This is a genomic window from Paenibacillus paridis (genome assembly GCF_006345825.1).
GTDB classification, from domain to species: domain Bacteria; phylum Bacillota; class Bacilli; order Paenibacillales; family Paenibacillaceae; genus Pristimantibacillus; species Pristimantibacillus paridis.
In genome coordinates, this window is sequence record NZ_VCIX01000077.1 from 139,503 (window position 1) to 145,767 (window position 6,265).

General features: G+C 51.4%; 3 protein-coding genes. All 3 read right to left on the bottom strand.

Annotated elements, in window-relative coordinates; genetic code table 11:
- Positions 1-204 precede the first annotated feature (204 nt).
- From FJQ58_RS08180 to FJQ58_RS08190, 3 genes are read right to left on the bottom strand one after another with little or no spacing between them, the layout of a single operon-like run.
- Positions 205-3,378 carry a glycoside hydrolase family 2 TIM barrel-domain containing protein gene (locus FJQ58_RS08180; RefSeq protein ID WP_139992146.1) on the bottom strand — a complete coding sequence of 1,058 codons (3,174 nt, stop codon included), beginning with the start codon at positions 3,376-3,378 and terminating at the stop codon, positions 205-207.
- Entirely contained in the window at positions 3,368-4,855 is a 1,488-nt protein-coding gene (locus FJQ58_RS08185) for a four-carbon acid sugar kinase family protein (protein WP_139992148.1), read from the bottom strand. The genes FJQ58_RS08180 and FJQ58_RS08185 overlap by 11 nt, the downstream gene beginning before the upstream one ends.
- A 6-nt stretch (positions 4,856-4,861) precedes the next feature.
- Positions 4,862-6,070, bottom strand: a complete 1,209-nt coding sequence (locus FJQ58_RS08190) for a ribulose-bisphosphate carboxylase large subunit family protein (protein ID WP_238403900.1) — start codon at positions 6,068-6,070, stop codon at positions 4,862-4,864.
- Between the last annotated feature and the right edge of the window lie 195 nt (positions 6,071-6,265).

Below are 6,265 nucleotides of genomic sequence, written 5' to 3' on the forward strand. Positions count from 1 at the left end.
ACTTCAATTAGAGGGAATTTCTCCCTCTATTTCAACAGTATTTTAGTTCTGGGAACGTTTAAAAGGAATTTCTCCCGCTAATTCCGATGAATATGCCCATAATGGCCTAAAACAGTCAGAATAACGGGAAAAATTCCATCTATTTCTTCTTTCCATCGAATCAAGCAAATTTAGAGGGATAAATTCCTTTTAATTAACAATTATCTAGATTAACGGACTCATCTGTATTTGAAAACTCATTTTCTGCGGTTTAATAAGATAGCTGTCAAGGGTTGGTGCATAGCCGCAGCTGTGGTTGCCAATGCCGCTTTGCGCCGCATCCAGCTTGATAATTGTTTCATCCAGCCTCTTCAGCAAATGGACATGCTTGGTCCTCGTCATATCTTCGGTGGAGTAGTGGTGTGCGCTTAGATTAAATAGGGCATCACTGGTAAAATACAGCCCTCTCCCCATTTTATCTGTCATCCTCGCCCAGCGAACCTCGTTTTTATTTCCGTTTTCTTGCGGCTTAATGTACGGTACAAACTGCTCGGCCACCGTACCGCTATAGATACCGAGCTTGCCGCTTTCCTTACGATCGGCATAACATTCATGAGGCCCCAGACCAAACCAGCTCAGTTGATCGAAGCTGTCTGACATGCGCAGCTCCAAGCCTAATCTCGGCATCGGAGGCAAATTTACCCGAAGCGGTTCCAGCGAAATATCCATGCTGACCTGACCGTGAACATCGATCGAGTAGATCGTGATTGTTCGAAAAGCCATCGCTTCCCCCTTGGCGCCAACTGCTGTTTCTACGCTTATTTGAACGCTATGAGGCTCTGAAGTAATAACATGAAAATTCCGGACTGCTTCCGTCATCCGATCGTATCCTGCCTTTACCCATTCCTTCGCCAAATGAACATCGTTATCCAGCGGGGCGCGCCATACATTCAGCGAAGGTCCTGCAAGCAGTAGGGAATGACCTTCCACCTCCCATTTCTCAATCAACCCAGTTACTTTGTTGAACGAAGTTTCAAAGCCAGGACCATACACGCGGAGTCGCATAGCTTCCTCTTTAATGCGAAGTTCCGCAATCTGCTCCGTATAGATTTCCCCCATTATCCGAGCAGAGACCTTCAACTGCCCTTTAATTTGTTCCTCCTCCGTTGTCGGAACAGTGGGAATCAACTGCCTATTAATCAGAAGGGGTGTTAAGCGATACTCGGACTCTTTCTTCATAAATAGCAGATCTGCCCAAGCGACCTCATGGCCCGCCTCCGCCCAGCTTGTATTCTGGCGCAGTACGAAGCGTACATGAAGCCAATATTCAGCTGCCGCTTCTCGTTCGAAATTGCCCAGCGGCAGCTGAATCGTCTCTTCTGCTCCCGCAGGTGTGAGCAGTGGGCCTAGCCATCCACGGTCCTGTACCTCTCCGTCTCTCAGCAACTGCCATTCTCCTTGCAAATGCTCAAGCGATACAAAGCTGTAGCGGTTACGAATGTTTATTTTTCCAAAAGCGTGCTCTGTTCCAGTGATCTTAACTGGTTCAATGACTTTCTTGTACTCCAATAAAGACGCTTTAATGCTTTTATCTGGGAACAACAAACCGTCCAAACAGAAGGCTCCGCTGTGTGGCACATCCCCGAAGTCGCCTCCGTATGCATACCAAGAATCGCCCGTTTCCGTATTTCGCAAAATGCCCATGTCCGCCCATTCCCATATCAGACCGCCCAACAGCCGGGGATATTCATCTACCGCATCCCAGTATTCCTGCTGGTTGCCTGCTGCATTGCCCATCGCGTGCCCAAATTCAACCATAAGATAGGGACGGCTGTCGGCCTTGCGCCCTTCTTCAATCAGCATCTCTACTGACGGATACATAGAGCTAACGATGTCAACGACTGAAGCCTCATAGGCGCGTTCATAATGAATCAGTCTAGTCGTATCCTTTTCCCTGATCCATGCAGCCATGGCATCATGATTCGGACCGTACCCCGATTCATTGCCGAGCGACCACATGATGACGGATGGATGGTTTTTGTCTCGCTCGACCATTTTTCGCGCCCGCTGCACATAGGCCTCACGCCAGTCGGGATGCTTGCTCAAATAGCTCTCGTCTTCGATAAAATGAAAGCCATGCGTCTCCAAATCAGCCTCGGCAATCGCATAAAGCCCGTAGCTGTCGCATAAATCCAGCCAGCGCGGATCATTCGGGTAATGCGACAGACGGACCGCGTTGATGTTATGACGCTTCATCAGCTTGATATCTTCAAGCATGGACTCGAGCGTTATGACGTACCCCTCTGCCGGATTAAATTCGTTGCGATTGACACCCTTGATGATGATCGGCTGACCGTTAATCAGCAGTTGACCGTTTGCGATTTCAATCGTACGAAAGCCTACGGGTATTACCTTTACCTCAGCTATAATCTCATCCCCAGCATAGAGGGTGAGCAGCAGCCTATAGAGATACGGTGTCTCTGCAGTCCACAGCAACGGAGCATCAATAGTGAATAGCGTTTGAATGCTGTACTCTTCCTCGTCTGCAAAATCCGAAATTATAGGCGCATAGTCGTCCAGCACCCGGTTGCCCTGCTGATCGATAAGCGTTGCCCTCAAGCGGTAACCTGACGCCGTCACTTCAAGCCCTTTGGTCAGCTTAAGCTGGATGTCCAGCTCCGCACGATTCATGCCTAATTCAAGTCTAGTTTGCACAAAAGCATCCTCTATCGTTACCGCAGGCAGCGCAGCCAAATACACATCGCGAAAAATACCGCTAAGGCGCCATTTATCCTGCGATTCTAAGTAGCTGCCGTCACACCATTGATATACGCTGACAGCCAGTACATTCGTTTTTCCCAGAACAACGAAACGAGTAATATCAAATTCGGAAAGCTGATGGCTGCCTTGGCTGTAACCTACAGGCTCCCCGTTCACCCAAAGATGGAAGGAGGAATCTACTCCGCCAAAAATAAGACGTATTTGCCGATCCTGCCACTGCGTGGGTACCGTAAAGGATCTCCGGTAACAGCCCACCGGATTCGTCGAAGGCACATGGGGCGGATCAATGGGAAAAGGATACGGACAGCTGCTGTAATGCAGCTGCCCGTATCCGTGCATTTGCCAGTTTCCCGGCACCGGGATGTAAGCCCAGTTCGTATCGTCATAGCCGGATTCATAAAAAAGCTCCGGATACGGCGATTCGGCATAATGAAATCGCCAGTTTCCGCTAAGCAGCTCATAATAAGGCGAAGCAGCAGGGTTCTGATTCAACGCGGACTCCCAGTCGCTATAAGGCACGAGGTCCGTGCGCGGTGGTACCGTATGAAGCTCCAGTACCTGCAAATTGCTGTAATCCGGTCCATTTTGATTAAAAGAAATTTTCTGACTAGAATCCATGCTTAGTACCGCCTCCTTGCTTAACGCTGCTGAAAAAATCCGTTTCTCCCACTTGTCCGCCTTTTAGCGCCAGCTCCAAACCGTCAAGTGCAGGATCATCAGAAGCGACACGGCATAACGGCGCTCCAGGCGCGAGTGCAGCAACGCACTCCAGCGCGTAAATACCAAGCTCTCGTGTCACGTAACCAGAAGTATCCCCCCCGGCGATGACGATGCGTTTAAGGCCTGCCTCTTTAATCAGTTCACGTGCCAAAGAGCCGAGAATGCCGCCAAGCAAGCGGCTGCTATCTTCGGCATCGTAGCCATGCGCTGCAAGCGCCCCACGAAAAGCGGCAATAGCCGGGTCGTTTCCTCCTGATGCCGAATAAAGCAAAATGCTTTTGCCTTTTCTCAGATGCTCCCTCGCCTCTTCCAGCATACCCGAGCGCGATTGCTCTTCCTTCTGCGGATTAATCAATTCCGAGGCTGGTACCGCGATTCCTACAAAGCCTGCTTGTAGGGCATGGGCAATTTGTGCTTCGGTTACGGGAGAGCAGCTTCCGGATACAACGAGAAGTTGCTCAACCGCTGCTACTGAAGCATTTTTCTCTTGCTCTTTCTGCTGTTCTATCCGCTGTCCTTGCAGCTGATCTTGTTGATGCTCTTGCAGCAGTCCATCGGTTTGCCCTTCTATTAATCGTCCAGCCGCTCTCCAGCAAGCACTCAGCGCATACTCGATGCCGGACGAGCCTATCACAAATAGACTGTCTTGGCCGCTTGCCGCCTCCCAAATTAATCGGCCTGTCGTTTCCAGCCGTTCCTCATCCAGTACATCAAACAGCACCACGTCCGGCTGTTCTTTCTCTACGAGACGCCCTAAGCTCTCCTGCACCTCACTCCAAGCCCCATCCAATGCCATAATATCCATCAATGAAATCTTCAGATCGCTCTGCTCGGCCAAATGCCTGCGTAAATCTGCTTCCTTCATCGGAGTGACCGGGTGACGAGACATCGTAGGATGGCGATCCAAGCGGTGCATTTTTTCGCCCGCGCGAGCAAAATGATTGCCAAATAACGTATAACGTCCAAGATAAGGAACACCCACAACCAGTGGAATATAATGGTTCCCAAATACAGAGCGGCCAAGCTCGGCTGCTTTGCCGATATTTCCGACGGCTGGCGAAGAATCAAAGGTTGAGCATATTTTGTAATGCACGATGGCTGCTCCCGCTTGCTTCAGCTTTTCAAAAATAGGACGAAGCTCAGCTTCTGCCTCATCAGGAGAAAGTGAACGTCCGATCCCGGCAACGCCGAAGGCATCCAGCCCGGAAAACCGTTCCTCCTTCAATAGTGCTTCGCTTGGCGGCTCAAGAAACAACGCTGTCCTGATCCCCGCCAGATACAAGGACTCCAGCACATCCGTCGAGCCAGTAAAGTCATCGCCGTAATAACAAAGCAACCGTGAAAAATCCTTGTTGTCCGCAGCCAACTTCAACATTTCCCCTCAGCCCTTCCCGTATTTCTCGATGGCACGACGAAGCGCCGGATGCTGCTCCGCATACGCGTCCAGTTCAATGCCTTGGACCGCTGCCTCCCAGCCCTGCTGCATGCTCTTGAAGCCCGCGCCGGCTCCGTCCGGATGCGCCAAAATGCCGCCGCCTGCCAAATGCATCACGTCAACCGTCGCCGTAGCCTCATAAGTGGCCGGTGCCATGCCCGCCCATTGCCCGGAAGAGACAACCGGCATCGTTGCATAACCGTCATACATCGGTTTCAAGCAGGCTTGAACCGAACGAACCACCGATTCATTGCTCTCATAAAACTTGCTATTCAAGCCATTCACATGCAGATGGTCCGCGCCGGCCAGCCGGCACAGCTTCTGATAAGCCGAAAACTCAAAGCCCAGTCCCGGAGAGCGCGTCATCATGCCCCATTGGTTCCGATGCCCATGGATTGGCACCTCGCTGTAGCGGTTCAAATGGGCAAGGCCCGCAAGCCCAACGCTCATGATACTCACCATGACGCAGTTGCCTCCCGCCTTCACGACCAGCTCGTGATTGCGCTCCATTTCTTCGATATCGCCTGTAATATTGAACGCGTACATGATCCGCTTGCCCGTGACGTCAGCAGCTTTGTCCACCGCCTCCATCACTGCCTTCACTCTAGCCTCCAACGGGGCATAAGGTGCGTTCGCGTTTAATTCATCATCCTTAATAAAATCGAGTCCCGCCGCCGATACATTCAAAATCATCCGCTGCAAGTCCTTCAAATCAAGGCCGATGCTTGGCTTAACAATTGTGCCTATGATCGGGCGGTCATAGACCCCCGTCAGCCTGCGCGTGCCATCGATTCCAAACTTCGGTCCGGGATAACGAGCTGCGAAAGCTTCTGGCAGCTCCAGATCAACCAGCCGAAGTCCCGACAGCTCCTGCAGCTCGAACAAATTGCCCGCAATCGCCGACATCAAGTTCGGAATCGAAGGACCAAAGTTATGCAGCGGAAAAGAGACGGCTACCAAGCCCCGCCGATATTTCCCATCATGGCCCGCTGGCGTCTTTGCTCCCGGCAGCGTCGGTGCACTGACCGACTCCAGTTCAACGATCTTCTCAATCCGCGCACCGAATCGCTCCTTTAGCGCATCCGTCTCGCCCGGCACCGCAGTGAACGTCCCGGTCGACTGCTCGCCCGCAATAACCTCTGCCGCCCTCTCCAGCGAATAAGNACCCTCTCCAGCGAATAAGGCGTTTCCACCCGGTACACCGCGACTACTCTGTCTTCGCTCAAATAACTGACCTCCCGTAATGTAATCATCGATTTACCCTCGATAGAAAAAGCAACTCAGCGTAGCAGTGCCTATGACTAGTCATCGCTTAGTTAAACCTTCGTTTTCTCAGGCGTTTCACTCATT

What these genes read in the sequence shown, in the direction of transcription:
- FJQ58_RS08180 (WP_139992146.1), bottom strand. Translation starts at nt 3,378, where the DNA reads ATGGATTCTAGTCAGAAAATTTCTTTTAATCAAAATGGACCGGATTAC.
- FJQ58_RS08185 (WP_139992148.1), bottom strand. Translation starts at nt 4,855, where the DNA reads ATGTTGAAGTTGGCTGCGGACAACAAGGATTTTTCACGGTTGCTTTGT.